18 protein-coding genes and 6 pseudogenes are annotated in these 23860 nt (G+C 49.9%); 11 read left to right on the top strand and 13 right to left on the bottom strand.

What is annotated here, in order from left to right:
- Nucleotides 1–143 precede the first annotated feature (143 nt).
- Nucleotides 144–1190: a mechanosensitive ion channel family protein gene (locus ACX9GU_RS26075; protein WP_473193353.1), complete on the bottom strand. Its 1047-nt coding sequence runs from the start codon at nt 1188–1190 to the stop codon at nt 144–146.
- Between the two features lie 383 nt (nt 1191–1573).
- Between ACX9GU_RS26075 and ACX9GU_RS26070 the strand changes: the two genes are divergently transcribed.
- From ACX9GU_RS26070 to ACX9GU_RS26055, 4 genes are all read left to right on the top strand, one after another.
- A complete protein-coding gene (locus ACX9GU_RS26070; RefSeq protein WP_473193352.1) occupies nt 1574–3139 on the top strand; it encodes a PTS transporter subunit EIIC in 1566 nt (521 codons plus the stop codon).
- Nucleotides 3140–3151: 12 nt separating this feature from the next.
- Complete coding sequence (locus ACX9GU_RS26065) at nt 3152–4504, top strand: class-II fumarase/aspartase family protein (protein WP_473193351.1); 1353 nt, start codon at nt 3152–3154, stop codon at nt 4502–4504.
- Nucleotides 4497–5705: an N-acetylglucosamine-6-phosphate deacetylase gene (locus ACX9GU_RS26060; protein ID WP_473193350.1), complete on the top strand. Its 1209-nt coding sequence runs from the start codon at nt 4497–4499 to the stop codon at nt 5703–5705. The genes ACX9GU_RS26065 and ACX9GU_RS26060 overlap by 8 nt, the downstream gene beginning before the upstream one ends.
- 298 nt (nt 5706–6003) lie before the next feature.
- The gene (locus tag ACX9GU_RS26055) at nt 6004–9252 is read left to right on the top strand and encodes a S8 family serine peptidase (protein WP_473193349.1); all 3249 of its coding nucleotides are present in this window, start codon (nt 6004–6006) and stop codon (nt 9250–9252) included.
- A 51-nt stretch (nt 9253–9303) separates the two neighbouring features.
- Here the strand turns inward: ACX9GU_RS26055 and ACX9GU_RS26050 are convergent, their stop codons facing one another.
- Nucleotides 9304–10851 (bottom strand): BglG family transcription antiterminator, encoded by a 1548-nt coding sequence (locus tag ACX9GU_RS26050; RefSeq protein ID WP_473193348.1) that lies wholly within the window; start codon nt 10849–10851, stop codon nt 9304–9306.
- Between the two features lie 274 nt (nt 10852–11125).
- On the opposite strand from ACX9GU_RS26050, the pseudogene ACX9GU_RS26045 reads away from it, so the two are divergent.
- From ACX9GU_RS26045 to ACX9GU_RS26035, 3 genes and pseudogenes are all read left to right on the top strand, one after another.
- Nucleotides 11126–11260 (top strand): annotated as a pseudogene (locus ACX9GU_RS26045) (IS6 family transposase); the annotation flags it as partial.
- A gap of 67 nt (nt 11261–11327) precedes the next feature.
- A pseudogene (locus tag ACX9GU_RS26040) lies at nt 11328–11570 on the top strand (IS3 family transposase); the annotation flags it as partial.
- Nucleotides 11571–11774: 204 nt separating this feature from the next.
- Nucleotides 11775–13022: an ammonium transporter gene (locus ACX9GU_RS26035; RefSeq protein ID WP_473193347.1), complete on the top strand. Its 1248-nt coding sequence runs from the start codon at nt 11775–11777 to the stop codon at nt 13020–13022.
- Nucleotides 13023–13111: 89 nt separating this feature from the next.
- Here the strand turns inward: ACX9GU_RS26035 and ACX9GU_RS26030 are convergent.
- The 9 genes and pseudogenes from ACX9GU_RS26030 to crcB (ACX9GU_RS25990) form a co-directional block, all read right to left on the bottom strand.
- Nucleotides 13112–13535: pseudogene (locus ACX9GU_RS26030) on the bottom strand (DDE-type integrase/transposase/recombinase).
- Between the two features lie 79 nt (nt 13536–13614).
- The gene (locus ACX9GU_RS26025; protein WP_473193346.1) at nt 13615–14316 is read right to left on the bottom strand and encodes an energy-coupling factor ABC transporter ATP-binding protein; all 702 of its coding nucleotides are present in this window, start codon (nt 14314–14316) and stop codon (nt 13615–13617) included.
- The gene (gene cbiQ / locus ACX9GU_RS26020; protein ID WP_473193345.1) at nt 14313–15044 is read right to left on the bottom strand and encodes a cobalt ECF transporter T component CbiQ; all 732 of its coding nucleotides are present in this window, start codon (nt 15042–15044) and stop codon (nt 14313–14315) included. The genes ACX9GU_RS26025 and cbiQ overlap by 4 nt, the downstream gene beginning before the upstream one ends.
- Nucleotides 15020–15583, bottom strand: a complete 564-nt coding sequence (locus ACX9GU_RS26015) for a hypothetical protein (protein WP_473193344.1) — start codon at nt 15581–15583, stop codon at nt 15020–15022. Before ACX9GU_RS26015 ends, cbiQ begins: the two co-directional genes overlap by 25 nt.
- A gap of 4 nt (nt 15584–15587) precedes the next feature.
- Entirely contained in the window at nt 15588–16214 is a 627-nt protein-coding gene (cbiM, locus tag ACX9GU_RS26010; protein ID WP_473193343.1) for a cobalt transporter CbiM, read from the bottom strand.
- A gap of 1 nt (nt 16215) precedes the next feature.
- Complete coding sequence (locus ACX9GU_RS26005; RefSeq protein ID WP_473193342.1) at nt 16216–16992, bottom strand: DUF4198 domain-containing protein; 777 nt, start codon at nt 16990–16992, stop codon at nt 16216–16218.
- Between the two features lie 140 nt (nt 16993–17132).
- Nucleotides 17133–17462, bottom strand: a pseudogene (locus ACX9GU_RS26000) (DDE-type integrase/transposase/recombinase); the annotation flags it as partial.
- Nucleotides 17463–17653: 191 nt separating this feature from the next.
- Nucleotides 17654–18052, bottom strand: a complete 399-nt coding sequence (gene crcB, locus ACX9GU_RS25995; RefSeq protein ID WP_473193341.1) for a fluoride efflux transporter CrcB — start codon at nt 18050–18052, stop codon at nt 17654–17656.
- Nucleotides 18053–18064: 12 nt separating this feature from the next.
- Nucleotides 18065–18448, bottom strand: a complete 384-nt coding sequence (gene crcB / locus ACX9GU_RS25990) for a fluoride efflux transporter CrcB (RefSeq protein WP_473193340.1) — start codon at nt 18446–18448, stop codon at nt 18065–18067.
- 37 nt (nt 18449–18485) lie between these two features.
- Here crcB (ACX9GU_RS25990) and ACX9GU_RS25985 point away from each other — a divergent pair.
- Nucleotides 18486–18602: pseudogene (locus tag ACX9GU_RS25985) on the top strand (IS630 family transposase); the annotation flags it as partial.
- 19 nt (nt 18603–18621) lie between these two features.
- Here the strand turns inward: ACX9GU_RS25985 and ACX9GU_RS25980 are convergent.
- On the bottom strand, nt 18622–20370 hold the full coding sequence (locus ACX9GU_RS25980) for a SulP family inorganic anion transporter (RefSeq protein WP_473193339.1): 1749 nt from the start codon (nt 20368–20370) through the stop codon (nt 18622–18624).
- A 181-nt stretch (nt 20371–20551) separates the two neighbouring features.
- A pseudogene (locus ACX9GU_RS25975) lies at nt 20552–20719 on the bottom strand (sodium-independent anion transporter); the annotation flags it as partial.
- A gap of 606 nt (nt 20720–21325) precedes the next feature.
- Between ACX9GU_RS25975 and ACX9GU_RS25970 the strand changes: the two are divergent.
- The 3 genes from ACX9GU_RS25970 to ACX9GU_RS25960 are packed head-to-tail and all read left to right on the top strand — an operon-like array spanning nt 21326 to nt 23847.
- Nucleotides 21326–21628 (top strand): urease subunit gamma, encoded by a 303-nt coding sequence (locus ACX9GU_RS25970; RefSeq protein WP_473193338.1) that lies wholly within the window; start codon nt 21326–21328, stop codon nt 21626–21628.
- A 37-nt stretch (nt 21629–21665) separates the two neighbouring features.
- Entirely contained in the window at nt 21666–22097 is a 432-nt protein-coding gene (ureB, locus tag ACX9GU_RS25965; protein WP_473193337.1) for an urease subunit beta, read from the top strand.
- 31 nt (nt 22098–22128) lie between these two features.
- Nucleotides 22129–23847, top strand: coding sequence for an urease subunit alpha (locus ACX9GU_RS25960; protein WP_473193336.1), 1719 nt, complete (start codon nt 22129–22131; stop codon nt 23845–23847).
- Nucleotides 23848–23860 lie beyond the last annotated feature (13 nt).

Genomic DNA, 23860 nt, shown 5'->3' with positions numbered 1-23860 from the left:
AAAAGAATGGCAGAAAACGCTGCGCTTTGCAGGTGAGAATAAGCGAAATAGCATTAAAAAGATTGGAGTTTACGCCTTACCTGAATAGCAGCAGGAAGGCAGCCCCAATAGATAAGATGCCAACCGTGTCTTTTCCCAGTAGATTATTTTGCTTCTTGCTCACCTACGGGTATCTCGTTCTTCTGGCTATCGAAGTAAAGCGTGCTGCTCGGGAAAGCAAAGTCAGCCTCGTGCTGATGGACGATATCAATGATTTTCAGGTAAACCGCCTGTTGCACCGCAAGCCACTCACTCCAGGCCGTTGTCTTGGTAAAGCAGTAAATCATGATATTTAACGATGAATCACCAAATAAGTTAAAATTGACCAACAGGGTTTTGCTCTGATCGATGTTATCGTTCGATTTTAGCATCGCCAATATATCTTGGGTGATGCCAGCTATCTTGTCTGCATCTTCATAGCGCAGGCTGATAGAGGCCTTGATACGGCGATTGGTCATTCTGCTCGGGTTTTCAACGCTGATCGATGAAAATACAGAGTTTGGAACATATAACGGTCGCTGATCGAAGGTGGTTATCTTGGTCATTCGCCAACCCACCTCGACAACCGTACCCTCGATGTTTCTATCCGGTGAGCGTATCCAGTCACCAATGGTAAACGGACGATCAAAGTACAGCATAATGCCAGAAAAAAAGTTACTTAGGATGTCCTTCCCTGCCATACCGATGGCGATGCCACCAATCCCGCCGAACGTCACCAACCCCGACACGCTCATGCCAAAATGCTCGCCATACAGCAGTATCATGATGACCACAATCGTGGCTTTTAATATGCGGGAAATCATGTGGGTCGTCGTGATGTCTCGCCCTTTTTGGATCTGCTTCTTTCCCAGGCGATTGATCATTAAAAATAATTTTCTAATTAAAATCAATGAGATGATAGTGGTGCAGAGAAAGTTGATGGTACTGGATGAAATAAAGGAGATTTTATACGTAGCCACGGCAATTTCCGCGTAGCCGCCGAGTATCGTAATAATACAAACCCAAACTATAAATTGAGCAAGGTGAACGATAACGCCAAACTTCCCCCTTTCTCTTTCCCGGTCATAGATAGTCAATCCAATAATAGCAACAATACAAACTGCCAATACGCTAACGCTGGCTATATTATTAGAAACAAATTCACTATCCATATCATCACCCCTACATTCTTCTTATGTGTCAGGCTCATTTTCTCTCAATAGCTTTTCACAATAGTAGCTCACTTAAGGAACTCAATCCGGTTTGAGCGTTTGATCAAGCGCTAACCCGCATTGCCGGGTTGAGTCGTGCCGATCATAGCACTGGTACCCAGAAATCAACGACGCCAGATGCAGAAGACTGTGCAAAAAATACGTGATAAGGGCCAGGCCAGTAGGCTGGCAGAGTATGGCTCGCCAGACGAGCTCCTGTCTTCGGCTCCAACCCCAGTTTTTGACGGGCAAAAAATGAGCCTTGAATCAGCCAGTATTTGGCCTTGATGGTGGGAGTGCTGGCATTGTTTGATAGAGCGGTAAAGTAAACCAGGGGCCAGATAATGAAATCAAACTTTAAAAACGAAATACAGACGTTTGGGCGTTCCCTATTATTGCCTATTGCCGTGTTAGCCCCGGTGGGGATGTTAATGGGGATCTGTAGCGCGCTGGGCCAGGCGTATATGATCGATAAACTGCCGTTTCTGGGAAATGCCTACTGCAAGGCGATCCTCTCTTCGGTGGGATTAATCAGCAGCGTGGTATTCCAGAATATCCCATTGCTGTTCGCCATGGGGGTCGCTTATGGCATGTCGAAGAAGGAAAAGGGCATTGCGGTCTTTGCTTCGGTCATCGCCTATCTAACCTTACTGATCTCCATGCATGTGCATCTGAAAGTCATGGACCAATTGGTGACGGAGAATATGGCGCTGGTCGGGCAGGGCATGGTGCTCGGCATCCATACGCTGAAAATAGAGGCGCTGGGAGGGATCATTGCCGGTTTGCTTGCCGCCAAGGTGACAGACAGGTTCTACCGGCTACAGCTGCCGTTGGCCTTTGCCTTCTTCAGCGGGAAGAAATCGGTCGCCATCCTGTCGATTGCCTTTACCATTCCGGTCGGCCTGCTGATCCCATTCGTGTGGGATGTGTTTACCTATGGGATGCGGAGCATCTCGACCGTGATGATGGCGCCGAACATCGGTGCCGGGATCTACATGACCTTGAACCGTTTGCTGATCCCGTTTGGCTTGCACCATGTTCTGAGCTCAACGGTGCGCTTCACCGAAGCGGGTGGTACCTATCTGATTGATGGGCAAACCTATGTCGGCATTCTGCCCGCCATGAACAAGATCCTGTTTGAACTGGGACCCAACCATCCAGCATGGAATGAGTTCATGCCAACGCTGTCCAGCTACCTGGCTTCGTCGCAGATGCTGACCACGTTGTTCCGCGTTCCGGCTATCGGGCTGGCGATGTACCACATGGCCTATTTCAAAAACAAGAAATTCGCCAAAGGGATGATCCTGACCGTGGTGCTGACGGCGTTCCTCGGCAATATCACCGAACCGCTTGAGTTCTCCTTCCTGTTTATTGCACCGCAGCTCTTTGTTGTCTACGCGATCTTGTGCGGCCTGCTAACCATTCCTCTGCAAATGTTGGACGTCTCGATTGGCTATATTCGCGGCACGATCTTTGACTTCGGCATCTTCGGGCTGATGTACGAAAACACCCACTGGCCGAACCTGCTGCTGCTGGGCGCGATTAACTTTGTGGTGTTCTATGGCGTGTTCCGCTATGCCATTGGCAAGTTTGATATCAAAACGCCAGGCCGCGAGAACGAGATGGCGGACAGTGCGCTGCTCAATAACAAAGAGTACGACAAGGTGGCGGAGCTGGTCGTAGAAGGCCTAGGCGGCAGGCAGAACATCAAGCGGGTAGAAAACTGCGTGTCGCGGCTGCGTATCGACCTTGGCGACCAGAAGCTGATGAACATGGAGTTGCTCAAAGAAGCGGGCTCATTGGGGACCTTTATTCCCTCCAGCAACCATATTCACGTCGTCTTCGGGCCACACGTCGAGTTTGTCCGTAACGCGGTAGATGACCATCTTGCTGGCATTCAGCAACGTTAAGAGGAACACAGCATGCGCGCACTTTATGATTCCAAAAGTAAAACCATCGATCATCAGGGCATGAAAGACCTGTTCACTCACGAGGCCAGAGTGCAATCGTGGCTCGACGTAGAGGGTGCTTTGGCGATAGCGCAGGCCAAGGTGGGGATGATCCCCGCCGCCGCGGCTGAAAATATCGCTGCCAACTGCCAGTTGGAGCGGATCGATCTGGCGGAGATCGACCGGTTGATGCGTCAGATTGGCCACGGGTTTGTGCCTGTCATCAAGGTGTTGGTCAAAGCTTGTGATGCGGAAAGTGGCAAGTACGTGCACTACGGTGTGACGACCCAAAACATTCAACAGACGGCCCATCTGCTGATCGTGCAGAAATTCCACCGCTATCTGATTAGGTTTGTCGATGACACGCTGGTCAATCTGGCCCGCCTGGCGAAGGCACATAAAAATACCCTGATGGCGGGGCGTACCCACGGCAAACATGCCTTGCCTATCACCTATGGCTATAAGGTTTCCGTGTGGATTTATGAGCTGCTGGCAGCGGTGGAACGCATGCGGGAGGCGGAAAAGCGCGTCTTCACCGTGATGATGGGCGGGGCTGTGGGGGCCTTTCACGCCACGGGGGAGGCGGGCAGAACGGTGCAGGATCTGGTCGCCGAACAGCTCGGGATGCATTCGATGCTGGTCCCTTCACGCAATGCCAGAGTGTTCCGCGCCGAGTACATCAGCAACCTGTGTCTGTTGGCAACCACTCTGCATAAAATCGCCGAAGAGGTTTATCAGACTTCCAGTGAGGAGTTTGGCGAGGTCTCCGAGGCATTTACCAAAGGCACCGTGGGCAGCAGCACCATGCCGCAGAAGGTCAATCCCAAGCTGGCAAAAGGCATCATTGCCAACGCCCAGAAGCTCTATTCAGTGATGACGGCGGTGCTCTATGTGTGCCCAAGACCGTTTGAGGCGGACAGCTCGGCCTACTTTATCTTTGATGCCAGCCTGCAGGAAAGCATTGAGCTGATGGCCGAGATTATCCTGCGTGCAGAGGAGCTGACGCGCACGCTGGTGATTAACCCTGAGCGGATGCACGACAACGTGATGTTGACGCACGGGCTGATCAACAGCGAGAAAATCATGATGAAGCTGGTGGATAAGCTGGGTAAGGATCCGGCCCATGAGCTGGTTTACAACATGGCGATGCGCAGCACTCATGAACACCTCGAATACGGTGAAATACTAAGCCAGGATCCGGTCATGGCCGAAAACTTTACTGCGCAGGAGATTGCGGAGCTGCTGGATCCCGGAGCCTATACCGGCCTGTGTGCCGTCTTGGCCGATGAACTGGCGGATCGGGTCTTGGAGAGAAGCCATGAATGACCAGTGCTCTGGGGTTATCAAATCCAACCGGATCGTATTCCCCGACGGTATCAAAGCCGGTTATCTGCTGGTGGAGCAAGGGAAAATCAGCGGGTTCGCCAGCCACTTTTCCGGTAGCTGCATCGACCATAGTCATCGGATCATCATGCCCGGCTTTGTCGATATTCATGTGCACGGTTGGGGGCGGGGTTCGTTCGGCTACAAGGGCAATAAGGCATCGCTGAAGTGGATGAGCCACGATTTGGTCAAGGCCGGAGTCACTTCTTACCTGCCCACTTCCGGCACCATGCCAAATGATTTCCTTGAGACGTCGTTAATAGAGGCTGCTGACTATATTGCCACGGCAACGCCAGCGAACGGGGCCGAAGCCATTGGCATCCATATGGAAGGCCCCTACATCAGTGAAAAACACCTCGGCATGCAACGAGCCGACTGTTTGCAACGGCCAAGCGTTGAGGGATTCGAACGCTTTAACCGGCTAGCGGGGCAGAACATCCGCCTGATGACGCTAGCGCCAGAGCTGGAAGGGTCGTTGGAGTTGATTCGCCACCTGCACGCGCAGGGGATCACTGCGTCGGCAGGGCATACCGATGCCACCTTTGCTGAGGTTACTGCAGCGATAGAGGCGGGATTAAATCACTTCACCCACGCTTATAGCGGAATGCGTGGCTTCCATCACCGTGAGCTCGGGGTGGTTGGTGCGCTGATGTACTATCAGGATACCTACGCGGAGGTCGCGAAACAGAGCGGCATCACCATCAAACCGGAGGCCTTTGATCTGCTCTACCGCCTGAAACGCGATCGGCGCATGGTGCTGATGAGTGACTGTATGGGCTATGTGGATTTCCCGGAAGGCTATGAGTTTCACCATTACCTGCGCAAAGAGACCTTCCGTATCAAACAGGGGCAGTTAGAGATCACCTCAGACGGTGGCGATACGTGCCACGTTTGCCCCTGTGACTATGGTGCGGTGCAGCAGTTGGAGATGAACTTTCTCGATTCGGTGAAGAACATCGTCGATCGTCTGGATAATGGCCTGGTGTCTATTGCCAGCATTGCTTGCGAAAATCCGGCGTTTCTGGCGGGCGCGCAGAGCCGGAAAGGGTCACTGTGCCCGGGGAAAGATGCCGATATTCTGGTGCTGGATGAAGGGTTGGATCTAGTGGAGGTCTACTGCCGGGGCGTTCGTCAGACACTGTAACCTTACCTAATGCACGGCCAACGTTGGTTGGCCGTTGTGCCTCCAATCCCCCCCTCGCTAAAACTCTCAGTGGTACAACCTCAAAAAATTTCAGCGATTTTATTGATGAAGGCCGTCACATAATCTAATTATTTGAGGGACTGTAAAAAAATATGTTGATATTTATCAATATGTGTCAGTTCAAAAAGTGAGCACACTGCGGGTGCTCGTTTGAAATGGTATACAAATCAATAAAAAAGGTGTGGCCAGCTTGGCACAAAGAAATATCTCTGTGAGCATTATTGAAAGGAATATCAACATGAATTTGATTTCAAAGGTATTTTTTCACAAGGCTTCGCAACAACCCAACAAAATAAATCAAAACCAGGGGAAAAAAGTAACGCTTAACAAGTCGCTCATTGCCTTGACTATTTCCGCCGCCATTTCGCCGATGGCCGGTGTGGCCACCGCAGCTTATGTGGAAACAGGGCAGATTGGCGATAAAGCCAGTTGGGAAACAGAGGAATACAGCAGGGATTGGGGCATCACTGCGATGAAAGCATCCAGCGCCTATGCGCTGGGGTACTCTGGGCAAGGGGTTAACGTTGGCGTAATGGATTCTGGTGCTCTGCTATTTATTCATCAAGATCTTAATGGCGATCGCTTCCATGCAGTCCAGGCAAATGGCATCTACGGTTCGTCCGGTTTGCGTTACCCACAGTTGGCACCGGGGTTACAGGGCGAATATATCGAGGGTGAAGCATTTGATATCAGCGGCCAATGGGTCGCCGGTGTTAACGATGGCCATGGAACCCACGTAACCGGCACCGTTGGGGCTAATCGTGATGGCGAAGGCATGCACGGCGTTGCCTGGGGAGCCAATATTTATGTCGCAAATACCGGTGGCACAGATAGCAATAACTATGGCCCGTTCCAGGATTATCAGTACTTCTATACCGGTTGGAAAGCGCTGGTAGATTCCGGTGCAGAGGTGATTAACAACAGCTGGGGCACCAACATTCGTATTGTCGACAACGGGTCAACCGGCAGTGATGGTGGTAATACCGGTGTGCATATACCGGCCAATAACATGACCCAGTCAGAATATGAGTACTTTTATTTCAATAAAGTCTACGGAGATAATCCGTCCTTTGTTGATGCTGCCTATGATGCCGTGAAAGGCACCACGGTGGTGCAGATATTTACCACGGGCAACCGCGATTTTGCCAATCCATTCTATCGTGCACTTTACCCCTATTATCATCCTGAAGCCGAGCAGCACTGGATTGCTGTTGCCGGGTTGCAACGGGTAACCGGTACCGATAAATACTCCCTCTCTTATACCTGGAATGAGGCTGGCGAGGCCAAATGGTGGACCGTGGCTGCGCCGGGAAATGGCATCTACTCAACGACGGTGAATGCGACAACCGGAGCGCCGGGCTGGGGGAACTCATCAGGTACCTCCATGTCGGCTCCACATGTGGCTGGTGCCATGGGCGTACTGCTATCACGTTATCAGGATATGAGTGCTCTTCAGGTTCGTGATGTGATGTTCACGACCGCCAGCCACCAGAACCCGGACGGCAGTACGCTGGCCAACTGGACTGCGGCTGACGGCGTTCCTGATGTTCGTTACGGCTGGGGAGTGCCCGATCTTGATAAAGGTATGTATGGGCCCGGTCAGTTCCTTGGCAAGGTTGAATACAAGATGACCACAACACCGCTTGATGTCTGGAGTAATAACATCAGCCAGCAAGCGCTGGATGCGCGTAAACAAGAAGATTTGGCTTGGCTACAGAACTATAAAGATCAGGGTATTGCGGCTGGTGGAGCCTATGAGCTGGGTAACAGCTTCGTAGTCAATGATGGTAACAGCGATCCGACGGATCATATCGTTAGCCAGGAGGATGCGGAAAAATGGCGGCAAGATTATTACGCTGCGCGTGCTGCTTCTATTGAGGCCAAAATTAACGCCGATCTCTATACCGGTTCACTGGTTAAACTCGGTGCGGGCACGTTGATCATGACCGGTGATAACAGCTATCAGGGTAATACCACCGTGGAGAACGGCGCCCTGTATGGCTTCACTGAATCCTTTGGTAGCGGCACCGTAGCGGTGAATGGCGGTAAGTTCGGGGTCATTGGCCACTATAACGATACGTTTACGCTGAAAGGCCATCTGACATCGACAGAAAGCCATAAGGCCAATATTGACGTCAATGCCGGGGGTACTTACGTCGTCAGCACGGACGAGCATGTCAATGTGGGTCAGTTGACCTTTAACGACGGTTCGATGATTACGGTGGGCTCCAACGACAGGGATGTGTACGCAGACGTCTTTAATAATGGCACTGTCGCTGTCGGCACTGTCACCGCTGATGCCTTAACCGGCGTTGATAAGGCCATTGCCACACCTCAGTACGCGTTCTTCAACACCCAGGTCGAGGTCTCTGGTAATGCCCTCACCGCCAGTTTTGGCCGCAATGATGATGTGACGTTTGCCTCTTACGCTTCAAACCACAATGGTCGCTCTATTGCCAATACGATTGAGGGCACGGGTAGGGGGACGCTTTTCAACTCCCTGCTTATGGCATCTGGCGAGGAGGTTAGTAATACCTACAATTCACTCGGTAGTGATATGTACCTCAATACGCAAAATGCCAGCATCGTTAATTCAATGACTATGTCGCGCGTTATCAAGGATCAGGCGGTTGGCATAGGTGGAGGGCGTTATGTTGAAACGGCCGATGGTTCGGGCCGCTTCTGGATGGCGCCTATAGGTAGCTGGTCTAATGTGGATTATGGTCAATCCAGCATGGACGTCGACTTCTTCGCGGCCTTAATCGGCAATGAAATCGATGTTAGCAGCAGCACTAAACTCGGGCTGTACTTCGGGGCGGGTAGCACCGATTTCAAAGGGGGAAGCAGCGGTAAAATCGACAGTGACGACCTGCACTTCGGGGTTTACGGGGTCTCCAAAATCGCTGATGTGGCTTCGCTGAATTATGGTGCGATGTACACCAAACAGGATCGTGATGCTAATCGTACTTTGAGTATTCTCGATCAGGTTGGCACAAATTCTGTTTCCCCAAATGTGGATATTACCCAGCTGTTTGCAGAAGCGGCCTATTCAGGATTCAATACCGATAGCTATTCCGTTGAGCCCTATTTCGGTATCAGCTGGATGCATATCAAATCCGATGGCTATGTGGAAACGGTTAACAATATGGTGTTTACCACCAACGTTGATAACCAGGATCTGCAGGTCACTACCCTTGGCGTGCGCACCGCGGTGCCATTTACTTTGGCTAACCTGGATATGGCAGTGAAGGGCGATTTGTATGGTACCCACTTCTTCGGTGACACCACTCCAGAAGCGACAATGTCTCTGGCAGATAGCGGAGTAGCCAGGATCCAGGGGGGTAAATTGTCTAACCTGGTTGGCGTGGGGTTAGGTATTGAAACCAAGCTCGGTAAAGCGACCACCTTCGGTCTGTCATACACCGGTGCCTATAATAGCGATATCACTTCAAACGGTTTTTACGCCAAGTTAAAAATCGATTTCTAGAGTTATTACTCGATAAAACAACCACCGGCCAAGGCTGGTGGTTGTTCCCGATCAAATGAAAAAGTCAGGGTATTTCTGTTCTAGCATGGCGTGCAACTGCTGACGATCCAATCCCTCAACCTCCTGAATAAATCCCTCTGCCGGGATCTTCTTCTTCGCTCGGGAAAGCCCGTGCTGGCTGAGCAGCGAGATATCATCGCGGCTGAGATAGAAATTCACCTTGATGTAATCCCACTGATAATACTTCAGATAGCTCGAGATCTTATTGGTGAAGGTGATCAGCAAATCAAAAGGTATCTGCTCGAGCGTGTGCAGCTCATTGATATTCACGTAGCCGATAATTTCAATATGGAAGTGCGACTTCAACACCTCCTTGAAATACCCCACCTTACTTTCCGAAGAGTTGGTCACGATAATGACGCGTTTTTTCTCCTCGCTGTGGACTCGGTTTTGCAGCTCGTATTTCTTCAGGATCAATACCAGCGTGGACAGATGCACCGTTGAAAAGGTGGTTTGATAGTGCTGCGCAATAGGCGCGGTGGCCTGGGTGACTCCTTGATAGAGCAAGGCGTGCCGGGTCTGCACCTGATGTAGTTTCTTATCGTCAAAATAGAGATTGAACTTGTTTTGTACGATGGTCGAATAGACAAACTGGTAGATCTCGGCGAAGAAGGGCGAACGGTTGTGGATTTCTGCCCGCAGCAACGGGGTCAGGCTTTCACTCAGGCGGCCAACGAGCGTAATCAGTGTGGGATCGTAGATATCGAACGGCCGCCAGGTGTAGGTCAGCGATGAAATCAGCAGGTCGAGAAAGCGGTTTTCGTGCTCGCCATCCAGCAACCCAAAGTCAGAAGATTGAATAAAGCTCAGGTTATCGCTGTGGGTAATGAAATGCCCGCGCCGCATGCGATGTAGCGCAATGCTCATATACACCAGGAAGTATTTCTTGCTGTTATAGCCCAGCGTGATCCGCTGGCTCAGCCGCTGTTGGTACAGCTCGGCGGCAGCGCTGATTTCCGGCTGGCACACCTTTAAGAACTGCGTGGCAATGGAGCGATTGATCGGCTCGTTGGCTTTGTGCGGCACCAATAGGTGATCTTCGCCGATCTCGATGGTTTTCAGGATCGTCAGGCAGATGGCGATGCGCAGCAGGATCTCGTCGCCATCCAGCCGCGATCCCTGCTTGGGAATGGCGGTAACGGTGAGATGATTGGCCTGTAAAAATGCCGACAGCGCCTGATTATCGTTCTTGAGCGTGGTTGGGCTGACGTTAAACTTGCGGTAATACTCGCTTTTGTTCACCACATCCTGCAAGCATAGCGCCACGCTGAGATCTTTAATGCGTTCATCGGCGGTGGTGATGTAGCGGTTAAACGGGATCTGTTCCAGAAAGGCGATATATTCCCGGTAGCCGATTGCCGTGACGATCCACTGCCCATCGATATGCAGGTGGTAATCTGCCTCCAGGAACTCGTTGATCTCCTTCATGGAGCGCTTCAGCGTCGACAGGGTTTTGCCAAACCTGGAGGTGACATCCTCGATTAACACCGGGCTGTGTTCCTGAATATATTTCAACAATGACAGGTCAAAACTGTTCACCAAGGCATCTCAACGTCTGGTCTGGAGTCGGATAGTTGAGAGTATAGAAAATCGCGGGGATTGTCTGTGAGCTGGGTGGGTAAGGGGAGTTCCAGTGCGGTGTAATGGTCTATTCATCGCTATCCACCTGGTGTAAAACCTGCAGTAGTGGCTGATAACCTACAGAATCGACAATTTTATCTGTTGTTTATCTAAAAAACAGACAGCCGAGATTTTTTTCGTCTTCCCTCCGTTAACGCGACAGAATCACCTATACTGAAATTCAGCTCGTTGATTTAGCTCGTTTCGACGAGCACAGACGATCCTGGTCGGCATCGAACTGATCAACATGATACGAAAAGGGCAATATCAACATCTACAAAGTGAGGGATTATCACCCGCGGAACAATTATATTTGCTGGCTGCCTAAATAACCGACAACGCAACTTTTGCCAACTTCATGTCACTAATGCGGCAGAGCAAACGAGCGTAATCTGTTGTTGCTGCATGACAAACCGCAGCTGCCCCAGCGCGAACATAACGGTAAAATCGCGGTACCGGAGAGCAACCAACGCTGGTGCTCAGACAGCTTCGAGTTCGGTTGTGACGACGCGGGTGGCACGCGCAAGTTTGCCAGAGAGCTGAATTTGGAAGCCTGCACAACGGCAGTGAGCAGTCCACAAAGTAACTGTATGGACGAGTGGTTCGTGAAAACGATGAATCGCGCTGGGATATCACTCCCCCGAGGAATACCGGCGCCTGCAGGCATCGTTAACTTAAGCTACAAAAGCTGTCTGGAGATAGCGGGTCAAGATCACGTAAAAGCTGAATTATGTAATTAAGACAGACAGGGGAGTGTTAATAATCGACGCAATGCAGCATTACATTTCTATTCTTCAGACGACGTTATTTCGAACTAACTTACGGTGAAATAGTGAGCGCTTATGAATAATACACTGGCAACACTTCAGACACTAGACGTCCCCAATACGGCATTTATGTTGATATGTGCGAGTCTGGTTATGTTAATGACGCCCGGACTGGCCTTCTTCTATGGAGGACTTGTTCCGCGCAAGAGTATACTGACCATTATGTTTCAGAGTTTTATTTCTATGGGCTGGGTGGCCATTATATGGTTCTGCGTCGGCTACTCGCTGGCGTTCGGTCCAACAATGAATGGTATTATTGGCGATCCTTTCTTCTATGCCTTTATGGCTAATATTGACCCGACAACCATGTATACAGGTAACAGCGGTGGCCTGCCTTTGCTCAGCCATTTTGTTTACCAGATGATGTTTGCCATTATTACTCCGGCACTGATTACTGGAGCCTTTGCGAATCGCGTAAATTTCAGCGCCTACTTCGTCTTTCTTACCTTCTGGACGCTGCTGGTCTACTGTCCGTTTGTACACATGATCTGGAGCCCTGAAGGCATTTTCGCTAAATGGGGGGTGGTCGATTTTGCTGGCGGGATAGTGGTTCACGCTACGGCGGGTTTTGCTGCTTTAGCCTCGGCACTGTTTGTGGGTAAACGCGTTCTGAGCAGCGATCGCAGCCATAATGTCCCCTACATTGCTTTGGGTGCCGGGTTGCTGTGGTTCGGTTGGTACGGCTTTAACGCCGGTTCAGAGCTTCAGGTGAATGCGACGACCGTTTCCGCCTTTATCACCACCGATATTGCCGCTGCTTTCGCCGGGATTGCCTGGGTGCTGATTGAAAAAATCCACACGGGTAAACCCAAACTCGTTGGTTTCCTTACCGGCTCGGTCGCCGGCCTCGCAACCATTACACCAGCGTCAGGCTATGTTTCAATTCAGTCCGCTGCGGTAATCGGGATCATTGCCAGTATCGTCTGTTACTTCTCTGTGGCTGTAGTCAGACGCTATCTTGACGATGCGCTCGATGTGTTTGGGGTTCACGGTATGGGAGGGATTACGGGTTCCATTCTGGTGGGTGTTTTTGCATCCAGTGTGTGGAACGCGAAAGGTCCGGATGGTCTGCTGCACGGTGACAGCTCCCTTATCCTGAAACAAATCGTCGCTGTCGTCGTTGCCTGCGTATGGTCCTTTGTCTTCACTATTGTCATTTTATGGATTATCAATAAATTCACGCCGGTGAAAGTTCAGCAGGGATCCCCGGATTTCGATCTGGATGAAAATCAGCTGGATGAGCGGGCTTATACCCTGAAGTAATCCGGCAACACTACTACTAAAAGGCAGCGGCCGGGGGATTCTGTCGCGTTAACGGAGGGAAGACGAAAAAAATCTGGGCTGTCTGTTTTTTAGATAAACAACAGATAAAATTGTTCTGCTGGCGACGGATTGTCGCCAGCAGAATGATGGAGCTGTCCTTTGCGTATTATATATATCAGTTCGATGCTGGCCAGGATCGTCTGTGTCCGTCGAAACGATTTGAATCCCTGCATCGGTCGATTCCGACGTTTGATATTTCGGTGATCTTGCTCAACCAGGTTATTCCGGTACTTACTTTGCCTGACGGTAATCGTTTCCTCATCGGGTTTATCGGCGTTGAGCATGGCTAACCCAATGATGCAGCGTTGAATGGGCAACGACAATACCGCGCTCTGCCATCATCTCTTCCAGGTTGCGTACACTCAGTGAGTAAGCCAAATATAAGCGGACACACTGAGCAATAATATCGACGGGATAATGTAGACGACAGAAGGCGTTTCGGATCAGAGACATCAATTAAGGGACACCACCTAGTACTGATAAGGGTTTATATTCTAAATAATTCGAGTTGCCTGTAGGCGGCAAGCGCTGTTTATTTGGGATGAATATGTGGGTGGAAATGATGGTGCATGTGCTGGTGAATCTCAGCCTCTTTCAATCCTCCTGCGGATAGTACTGCCGCACGGGTCGCAATGTCCGTAACAAAGCGTTCATCATGTGATACCAGCAGCATAGCACCCTCGAAAGTCAGCAGCGCCGCGCGTAGCTTCGCACTGTTCTCAGCATCAACACCGTTTGTCGGCTCATCAAGCAGAAGGATATCGGGTCGCATGGCGAAAAGACCAGCAAGACAAACTAGCCGTTTTTCTCCCCCCGAGAGGCTATGGGTAAACCGTTCCGCTAGATGGGCAATCCCCAGTTTACTCAATGTGTCAGCGGCACACTGTAGAGCTTCTTGGTTAGATACTCCGGTGTTACGGGGGCCAAAGGCAACATCCTCAATGACACTTGGACAGAAAAGCTGGTCATCGCTCTCCTGGAAGAGAAAACCAATGCGAGGCCGCTGGACACGAAATTCAGCCTCGCTTTTACAGGTATGCCCGAACAGAATGACCTCGCCGGCCTCCGGATGTTCCAAGCCAGCAATGGTGCGCAGGAGCGTAGTCTTGCCCGCACCATTAGAACCGATAATTGCCAGTCTTTCACCGACATTAAGTACCATTTCAAGATTATTAAGGATGATTTTGCCATCCCGAAGCACCCTGAGATCATGGAGTCGGATGAGTTCAGTCATAATTTATCCCAAAGCAAAAGCAGCATTGAACTGCCTATCAACCCGATAGCGGAAATCCAATCAGAAAGTGGCGGTGGTGGAAGAGGTGTTTGTGGAAAGCGACCAGTATATCCGCGCATGCGCATTGCCTCTTCCACGCGTTCGGCACGTTCCATCGCGCGTATAAGTAGCATACCGAGCAGATAACCATAGCTTCGCCAGGTATGTCGATTGGAACGAGGGATAAAGGCGCGAGCACGCATTGACTCTTGTAGGCGGGAAAACTCCGCTTGAATCAACGTCAAATATCGCACTACCGTCACAAACAACCGGACAAGTGGTTCAGGTACCCGCAATCCCAGTAATGCGTTACCGATACTGAGCGGATCTGCTGAGGCAAAAAGAAACGAAATAAGCAGCACACATGCCATTACCTTGCATGCCAGGACGATAGCTCGCCATAATCCCTCCTCGCTGGCACTCAGAGGACCCAGATGAAAAAGCGTGGTTCCGGGCAATGTGAAAGGTAAGGTAATCAGCAGAAGAAGCAGAAAACCTTCGAGATGGAAAAGCCTTCTCCAAGGAAACGGTTGGCGATTGACCGCGTACAGCATCAGCACAGCCAATACACCGACAGCTGCTGGCGCTATATTCTTAACGGGGGTAAAGACCACAAGTGCTCCCATTGTTGCTATCAGACGCAAACGCAGATCCCCAAGAAGGGTTACCGTCTTCGGTTGCGGATCCATAGCCCTATTCCCGCAAGTCCAATGATGAGAAAAATACCTGACATCACATCAGTCAGGCGCATGCGCGAATCCATAGCCACAATCCGCTCAAGGAGAGGCCCCACTTGACGTTCAACAGCCTGTTCAACAAGTCGTTCCGTGATCTTACTATCAGGCGTTGCATCAGGTAGCTTGCCGTCACTATCTATCACCGTGGCAGGTTTCTTTTCGGCTGTTGAGAGAGAGAGTTCGAAACGCTCAGGCACCAGCCTGGTGGTGGCGATATGTCCTTCGCCGGTATTCACGGTGATGATGATGTCCCCGATTACTGGAGAGGGTGCGGAAAAATGATATTTACCACTTTCATCGGTTTTCCCTTGAGCAATGATCTCGTTGTTCATCTTTGCAATCCAGTCCACATTCGAGGGATGTCCTCCACCGATAAAAAAGGCATAACCGCTGACCTGCCCTGCCTCAACCCTAGCAAAAAGCCGAAGACTATGGGCAGCTACAGGACTGACTTGCAGTATAAGAAACAAAACAATAAAAATACGTACCATGAACTTACTTCCTTGGGTCAGGCAGATATGGGAACAATGCCTGCGGTTTTATACGTACCAAGAAACCCACTGCGGCAGCTGTAATTGCGGCATCAGCTAAGGCCAACGGAAAATATGTCAACATAAGTATCTTCGCAACTGGCGTAAACTCTGATGATGAAAGCCAAAGTGATAGAGCAACTAGCCCCCCTGTTGCAAGCACACAGAAAGCGGCACCAATGGCAGCAAGCATTCCCGCTCTGAGTGGTGAGACTGTGCGACGGATCACCGGCCCAAGTACCGTACCGACTAGTGCACCGGGCAATGCAATGTTAACGATATTTACACCCAACGTGGTTAAACCGCCAAAGCCGAAAAGTACAGTCTGCAGCAACAATGCGACCAGTACAGCCGGAAAGATACCCAGTCCAAGGATCAATCCCATGAGACACGAAAGCAACAGATGTACGCTTGAAGGGCCGACCGGTACGGAAATCAAAGATGCCACAAAGAATACTGCGGAAAGAATGGCTATACGAGGGATAGCGCGATCGTCGATCCGCCGAAGCGCCAGATATATCCCGGCGGAAGCCATAATGCCACCGCCTACCAGTACGGGAAGTGAGAGAATACCGTCAGGGATGTGCGCCATTCTACTTACCCATTGCGTTCGTATGGATCCATATCAGTGCGCCTTCCTCAACGGGCACATCTTTGCCATCTGGCGATTGCATCGGCTTATCACCTTCAACCAGCGCTGCAAATCCCCACCATCCTGATGCGGGCATTGCATAGTTGAATGTGCCATTCTCATCAGCTTTGATCACTTGGGTAATATAGGCATCGTTCGGAGCCTTAACGCCGGCATCATTGACATACTCAACCTCGATCTCAGCAAAGGGCACGGGTTTACCCGCCTTGATTACCACGCCGGAAAATATATTACCTGTCCACAACCCCGTCGGCCGCGTCAACGGTTGGATCTCGACGGGTAAACCAATCATTTCATCCCAACCTTCTCCAGAGGCAAAACTATCCACAATTACTTTGGCATAATGCACAATGTATTTATTTTCCGCCGGTTCCCAATAGGGTTGCGGTTTTACATAGAAGATGGCTGCTCCGGGTTCAGGCAAGTTATGGGAAACCTGCCAAGTTACGGCACCCTCTTTCGGCTGCTCTACCAGTTTGCCAGTGAGATCGGTTTTTGTACCGTGATCCAGAACACCTACTTCAGTAGGGCGTTTCATCGCCATGATTGGTCCACCTTCAAAAGGATGTGTAAAGACCAGATCCAGCGTTACATCCCCTCCTTCTGGAAGTACATCTGCTGAGGGAATGATTTCTTGGAAATGAGCGGCAACGGGTAATATAAAGATTCCATTAAGTACAGTTGCCAAGATAGTTTGAGACAACAAAGGGGGGAGCATAACCTTCTCCTTGTTTAGTTTAGTAACTCAATATCGCCATGTTTTTTTGACTAAAGTATCGGCACGTCAGTGCACAGTCGCTGATTCTGTCGCGTTAACGGATGGAAGACGAAAAAAATCTGGGCTATCTGTTTTTCAGACAGACAAAATTGTTCTGCTGGCGACAATCCGTCGCCAGCGGGATGATGGAGCTGTCCTTTGCGTATCATGTGTATCAGTTCGATGCTGGCCAGGATGGTCTGCGTTCGCCGAAACGATTTGAATCCCTGCATCGGTCGACTCCGACGTTTGATATTTTTGTGAACTTGCTCAACCAGGTTGTTCAGGTACTTGCTTTGCCTGACGGTAATCGCTTCCTCATCGGGCTTGTCGGCGTTGAGCATGGCTAAAGCTGCTGTGTTAGCACCGCTTTTATCGATAGTGACCACCTCAGGTCCGCCATGATGACGAATAGCCTTGCGAAACCATTGAGCAACATTCCCTTATTACCGATGGAACCTTTCCGTTCTATACGCTATATGGATGTTTCGTATTGTCTCAAAATTAGACTATCTTCAAGTAACTTGCAATGTTACTTAGATTTACCGTTAAATAGCCAACCTTCCCAGCGTCATCATGCGGCTATTCTTGTAACTACAACCACTCTGGTGTTCCCAAGCTATCAGGATATAGTTTGAGATCCGGCTTTAACTCTGACACCCAGCCCTAGCCCCATTTCGACGGCCAAAAAGCCGACTACCAGGCTGATGATCAGATAAAAAATAGCAACCAGGATGCTTAGTGGATCTTTCATCATTTCTACGGCCCCAAACACAAAGCTCGAGAAAGTGGATAATCCCCCCATGATGCCCGTCGCAACCATCGTATGTACATATTGATTAATTCTATTTTGTTTGAATAGCGATGTAGCCAACCCAAGAAGAAAGGCGGCGACTGTATTTGCAATGAAGATATCCAGGGGAAAAAAATCGCTCAGGCGGGGTACGGCCAGCATCAGTAGTTCGCGACACACTGCACCAAAGGCACCGCCAACAAAGATCAAAATAATAAAATTCAGCATCTTGTTAACTCCTTATGGATTGGCTAACCAAGCACCACATGCAGCAGCAGCTAAACCGACAACAACCGAAATGAGCAGATAGCCTGCTGCAATGAGCCTCTGATGTGTATTTGCCAACTTTGCTGCATCCAACTGCATGCTACTGAAGGTGGTATAACCACCAAGCACACCTGTCAATATAGCAGCACTGAACCATTCCCCATAGCGGTCTCGCCAATCAATACCTAACAGAATGCTAAGGTAGCCAATAATAAATGCACCACTCACATTGATTAAAAAAGTACCGAGAGGAAATGGCCCTTGATAAAGCTTTGCCACGGCAAGACTTACCCACCAACGCAACAACGAGCCAATACCACCCCCCACCCCCACCCACATAATATCAATTGCAATCATGATCATACCTTCCAAGTTAATCCGCATAGACATAAAAACTATAGCAGTATTTCATAGCTGCCGTTCGATGTGGCAATTGCTAAATAAGCTACGCTACTTTATGAAAACAGTAAGCCCATTCCCAGGCAGGAAACACAGTCAGGCAAAAGTGTAACGGCATTCAGATCAGCTATTTAGCGCGGGTGGGGGGGGAGCGCAGATGCCATCGCTTGTTCCTGTTCCTCGATCTTCACTTGCAGTTTGTTATTCTGGATCATTTTAATGGCAAAATAGAGGTCGGGAACCAAGATCAGCGTGTTATCACTATACATGATGTTATTACGCCCCAACCACTTGGCCAGCTCGTCGCTGCGCCCCGCTAAAACCAGTGTCACTCCCTTGATTTTCAACTCTGCAATCAATTCATTCAGTACAGAAAATACGCTGGCGTCATTATAGGTAAAGCAAACGGTGGCATCAATCACCAGCCAGTTGGCTTTATTGTTCGAATCATCAATTGTCTGCAAGACACGTTTTTTAAAGTAATTGACGTTGAAATAGGTCAAGGTGGAGTTAAAACGATAGATCACCATGTTCTCAAGCGGCTTGATCGGTTTACCCGCTGTGATCTCACGGATTATATTTTGGCCATCCACGCCAAGTAGCTGGTCTGTTGGCCTGAATACAGTATGCAGGAACTGTAGCAAACCCAACAGAATAGCGAAGCCGATGCCGTCAACCAAACCGACAGTTATCACAGCCAGCAGGGTGAACAAGGTGAGAATATAGGCCAAGCGGTTGTGTTTGCGTTCAGCAAAGATAGATCGCAGACTGAACATTGACCAGGCAGCATAAATCAACACGGCTCCCAACGTCGCTAGAGGTATAAAACTGAGAAAACGAGTCAGGAAAAACAACACAAGGAAAATTATCAACGCAGCAACACATGAAACCATCTGCGTCTTACCATTATTGGCATCGTTAACTGCCGTGCGGCTCGTGGCTGCACTTACAGCGAAACCTTGTGATATTCCTGCTGCAATATTGATATAGCCTAACGCTCGTAGTTCCTGATCAATATCCACTTCGTAGCCGTTTTTGACAGAAAAACTGCGTACCGTCATCATAAAACTCACAATACTGATTACGGCAAGATTAAGTGAGGGAATAATCAACTCCCGTAAGAGCTCAAGGTTAAAATCAGAAGACATGTGGATAACAGGCAACCCGTGATCAACGCTTCCGATAATGGCAATTCCTTTGGTATCAAAGTTCAGATGCCAACTGAGGAATGTGGCCACCGACATTACGAACAGCGGTGCAGGCAAGTTAGGATACCAAGCGTTCAGAATAAATAACGAAGCCAAGCAGATAGCTGCAAGTGTGAGTGTCAATCCATGCGTAGCAGCCATATTGCCAGGCAAGGCGATCAGGCATTCAATCAAATCGGTCGATAGTGAGCCTATCCCCAAAATATTGCCAAACTGGCCAACAACTATGGTGACCGCCACGCCATTTAACAAACCTTGCAGGATCGGTTGGGAAAGGAAATCGGCAAAAATGGCGAGGCGAAAATGCCCGGCGATCAGGCACCAGAACCCGGTCATCAGTGTCATTATAATCGCCAGTTGCCAAAGCGTATTATGATCCCCTAGTGCAAGTGGAGCGATGGTAGCGGTAATTACCGCACAGGTTGCTGCATCCGGCCCAACGATAAGCTGTCGTGAGGTGCCAAATATGGCATAAACTACCATTGGTATAATACAGGCATAGAGTCCAATGATGGCGTTTATCCCCATCAATTCGGCATAAGCGATAGCCACAGGAAGTGCAACAGCAGCGACAGATAGTCCTGCGCGAATATCATACTTAATATTTTTCCTATCATAATGGATAAGGGTTGCAAGCCCTGGCATCCACTGTTTGATTCTACGAAATTGCATTCAATGTATCTCTTTTCATATATAGGCTCCGTTTGGGAAACGGTAAATACCGTACATTTAGTCTGTTTTTTTACTTGTCGAGGCGATAACCAATCATGTAAAACTCCAGGATCGAGAGTTCGAGATGCAATAGAGAAAAAATAGACCTGAATAGTATTTTTCACAAGTGCTGCTTCGTGGATTAATGACCTGCCATTATTTTTCAACTTCTTCAGGCTTATCATGCACACCAAACCGAACAATAAGGGTAGAGGTCGCTTCATTCATACCCCGGATTTCAACGTCAGTTTCTTATCTTAACCGGTGCGCTCACAGAGGTGATATCCCTGAAGTGGGTATGACTAACATCGAACTGATACATATGATACGCAAAGGACAGCTCCTTCATCTTGCTGGCGACGAATTGTCACCAGCAGAACAATTTTGTCTGTCTGAAAAACAGATAGCCCAGATTATTTTCGTCTTCCCTCCGTTAACGCGACAGAATCGTTCTTAACCTCGGGTTTATTTTCAAGCTGCGGATAGGTGACAAGCTATCTCTCCCCAGAAGCTTACTTTTATGAGTGACTGGGGGAGGTAGTGCAGGTAACAACGCTGCAGCTTGAAAGACGGTGGGTACAGTTGTTACAGCTGACTCCTATCCATAGTTAAACCATATAGAGCTAAAGAATTTGAGCAATCGCATGAATGTTAATTGGGCGATTATGGTTTTTAGCGCGCACTCTGCAGGTTTTTGGCGCTACTCAGCGCTATACTTGACTACAAACCGACCAGGGTGATTAAAATGAATCCACTTATGCGGTTGCTTTGGTTAGAGAACCCTTTTGAGTTTGTTATCCACATTAAACGATGATTGATTAATAACTGGTTGTTTACTTTGGCTATTCAATCTTATTCGGCAACGTCCACCTGCGGTGGCGAACCGAGAACCTGACCGATCACAGACGGAGGAGTTATGCAACTAACCCCGAGAGAAATAGAGAAGCTGATGGTTTACACCTTGGCGGATGTGGCGATAAAAAGGAAAAATAAAGGGCTGAAACTCAACCATCCTGAAGCGGTTTCCATCATAACCGTCACTGCGATGGAGGGAGCCCGTGAGGGAAAAACCCTTGAGGATGTCATGAAAGAAGCCCGTACGGTATTAACCAAAGAGGATGTCATGGACGGCGTCGCCGATTTGATACCACACGTTCAGGTCGAGGCGATTTTCACCGATGGCAGCCGGTTGGTGACCGTTCATGATCCGATTCAGTGAGTGATGCAAACATCAGCCCAGCCCTGAGGATATCGCAATGAAGAAAAAGTCGACCAAAGCCAACGATACGCAAGTTGCCATAGGTGGTTATGTTCTTGCCGATACACCAATCGCATTCAATACCGATAAACCTGTCACTAAAGTCAAAGTCAAAAACACCGGCGATCGCCCCATCCAGGTGGGGTCGCATTTCCATTTTTTCGAAGTCAATAAACTGCTGGAGTTTGACCGCAGCCAGGCATTTGGCAAACGGCTGAATATTGCTGCCACCACGGCGATCCGTTTTGAACCCGGTGACGAAACCCCGGTTGAACTGGTGCCTTACGGGGGCAAGCAAACCATTTATGGTTTTAACAACCTGGTGGATGGTTGGGTAGGCAGTGTCGGTGGTGGACAGGATACGGGCAAAGTGCCAGACGACGTTTTAGAAAATGCCATCAAGCGCGGGTTTAAATCCTCGACTAAATGATTCTGCGTATAACCTGGTTTTGGAGAAGAAAATGCCTACGATTTCCAGAAAAGAATATGCCAGCCTGTTTGGCCCAACCGTCGGTGACAAGATCCGTCTGGGCGATACGGATTTATATATCGAAATAGAACAAGACCTGCGGGGTTATGGTGAAGAGTCGGTCTACGGCGGCGGTAAGTCGCTGCGTGATGGTATGGGTGCCAACAATAACCTGACGCGCGATAACGGCGTGCTCGATTTGGTGATCACTAACGTCACCATTCTGGATGCCAAATTGGGCGTGGTGAAGGCCGATGTGGGCGTCAAGAATGGCCTGATCGTCGGCATTGGTAAAAGCGGTAACCCAGACACCATGGACGGCGTGACGTCGAACATGATTGTCGGCCTCAGTACCGATGCAATTTCAGGTGAACACCTGATCCTTACCGCTGCGGGTATCGACAGCCATATTCACCTGATCTCCCCCCAACAGGCGTTTGCTGCGCTATCGAACGGAGTTGCCACCTTCTTTGGTGGCGGCGTTGGGCCAACGGACGGGTCTAATGGCACCACGGTTACCGCCGGGCCATGGAACATCCGGGCCATGCTGCGTGCGTTTGAGGGGATCCCGGTCAATATTGGACTGCTGGGTAAAGGAAACTCCTTTAGCCGAGCGCCTCTGGAAGAACAGATCATTGCTGGTGTATCCGGGCTGAAAGTGCATGAAGATTGGGGCGCAACACCCAACGCTCTGCGCCATTCCCTGCGCATCGCCGACGAGATGGATGTTCAGGTTTCAGTGCATACCGACAGCCTCAATGAGGCCGGTTACGTGGAGAACACCATCGACGCCTTTGAAGGCCGCACCATCCATACCTTCCATACTGAAGGGGCCGGTGGCGGGCATGCGCCTGACATCATCAAGGTGGCAGGACAGCTTAACGTGTTGCCGAGTTCAACTAACCCAACGCTGCCTTTCGGTATCAACAGCCAGGCTGAACTGTTCGACATGATCATGGTGTGCCACAACCTGAACCCGAATGTGGCGGCGGACGTCTCTTTCGCAGAAAGCCGTGTGCGCCCGGAAACCATCGCGGCGGAAAACGTGCTGCATGATATGGGCGTGATCTCAATGTTCTCCAGCGACTCACAGGCAATGGGCCGCGTAGGGGAAAACTGGTTGCGTTTGGTTCAGACCGCACATGCCATGAAGGTCGCCCGTGGAAAACTGCCCGAAGACAGCGACGGCAATGATAACTTCCGCGTGCTGCGCTACGTAGCCAAATTGACCATCAACCCGGCGATCACCCAAGGGGTGAGCCACGTGATCGGTTCGGTTGAAGTGGGTAAAATGGCGGATTTGGTGCTGTGGGATCCGCGCTTCTTTGGCGCCAAACCGAAAATGGTCATCAAGGGCGGCATGATTAACTGGGCGCTGATGGGCGATCCTAACGCCTCGTTACCAACGCCTGAACCCGTCTTCTACCGGCCGATGTTTGGCGCAATGGGTAAAACCTTGCAGGATACCTGTGTCACCTTTGTGTCCCAGGCCGCGTTGGAAGATGGCGTCAAAGAAAAAGCCCAACTGGAACGTCAGGTTGTCGCCATCAAGAACTGCCGTTCTATCACCAAACACGATCTGGTGCGTAACGCTGAAACCCCGAATATTGAAGTCGATCCAGAAACGTTTGCCGTGAAGGTGGATGGCAAACATGCCACTTGTGAACCGATCAAGACTGCAGTCATGAACCAGAAATTTTTCTTCGGTTAATCCTGGCGCTTAC

The sequence above is a fragment of the Serratia sp. K1WW1 genome (assembly GCF_055790865.1).
Note: the sequence above shows the minus strand (reverse complement) of the source record. Positions and strands in the feature narration are given on the sequence as shown.

Coding starts and splice junctions, on each gene's coding strand:
- ACX9GU_RS26075 (WP_473193353.1), bottom strand. CDS start 1,190: ATGGATAGTGAATTTGTTTCTAATAATATAGCCAGCGTTAGCGTATTG.
- ACX9GU_RS26025 (WP_473193346.1), bottom strand. CDS start 14,316: ATGACTGAACTCATCCGACTCCATGATCTCAGGGTGCTTCGGGATGGC.
- ACX9GU_RS25980 (WP_473193339.1), bottom strand. CDS start 20,370: ATGCAATTTCGTAGAATCAAACAGTGGATGCCAGGGCTTGCAACCCTT.
- ACX9GU_RS26035 (WP_473193347.1), top strand. CDS start 11,775: ATGAATAATACACTGGCAACACTTCAGACACTAGACGTCCCCAATACG.
- crcB (WP_473193340.1), bottom strand. CDS start 18,448: ATGATTGCAATTGATATTATGTGGGTGGGGGTGGGGGGTGGTATTGGC.
- ureB (WP_473193337.1), top strand. CDS start 21,666: ATGAAGAAAAAGTCGACCAAAGCCAACGATACGCAAGTTGCCATAGGT.
- ACX9GU_RS26015 (WP_473193344.1), bottom strand. CDS start 15,583: ATGGTACGTATTTTTATTGTTTTGTTTCTTATACTGCAAGTCAGTCCT.
- cbiM (WP_473193343.1), bottom strand. CDS start 16,214: ATGGCGCACATCCCTGACGGTATTCTCTCACTTCCCGTACTGGTAGGC.
- ACX9GU_RS26065 (WP_473193351.1), top strand. CDS start 3,152: ATGCGCGCACTTTATGATTCCAAAAGTAAAACCATCGATCATCAGGGC.
- ACX9GU_RS26060 (WP_473193350.1), top strand. CDS start 4,497: ATGAATGACCAGTGCTCTGGGGTTATCAAATCCAACCGGATCGTATTC.
- ACX9GU_RS25970 (WP_473193338.1), top strand. CDS start 21,326: ATGCAACTAACCCCGAGAGAAATAGAGAAGCTGATGGTTTACACCTTG.
- ACX9GU_RS26055 (WP_473193349.1), top strand. CDS start 6,004: ATGAATTTGATTTCAAAGGTATTTTTTCACAAGGCTTCGCAACAACCC.
- cbiQ (WP_473193345.1), bottom strand. CDS start 15,044: ATGGATCCGCAACCGAAGACGGTAACCCTTCTTGGGGATCTGCGTTTG.
- ACX9GU_RS25960 (WP_473193336.1), top strand. CDS start 22,129: ATGCCTACGATTTCCAGAAAAGAATATGCCAGCCTGTTTGGCCCAACC.
- ACX9GU_RS26070 (WP_473193352.1), top strand. CDS start 1,574: ATGAAATCAAACTTTAAAAACGAAATACAGACGTTTGGGCGTTCCCTA.
- ACX9GU_RS26005 (WP_473193342.1), bottom strand. CDS start 16,992: ATGCTCCCCCCTTTGTTGTCTCAAACTATCTTGGCAACTGTACTTAAT.
- crcB (WP_473193341.1), bottom strand. CDS start 18,052: ATGCTGAATTTTATTATTTTGATCTTTGTTGGCGGTGCCTTTGGTGCA.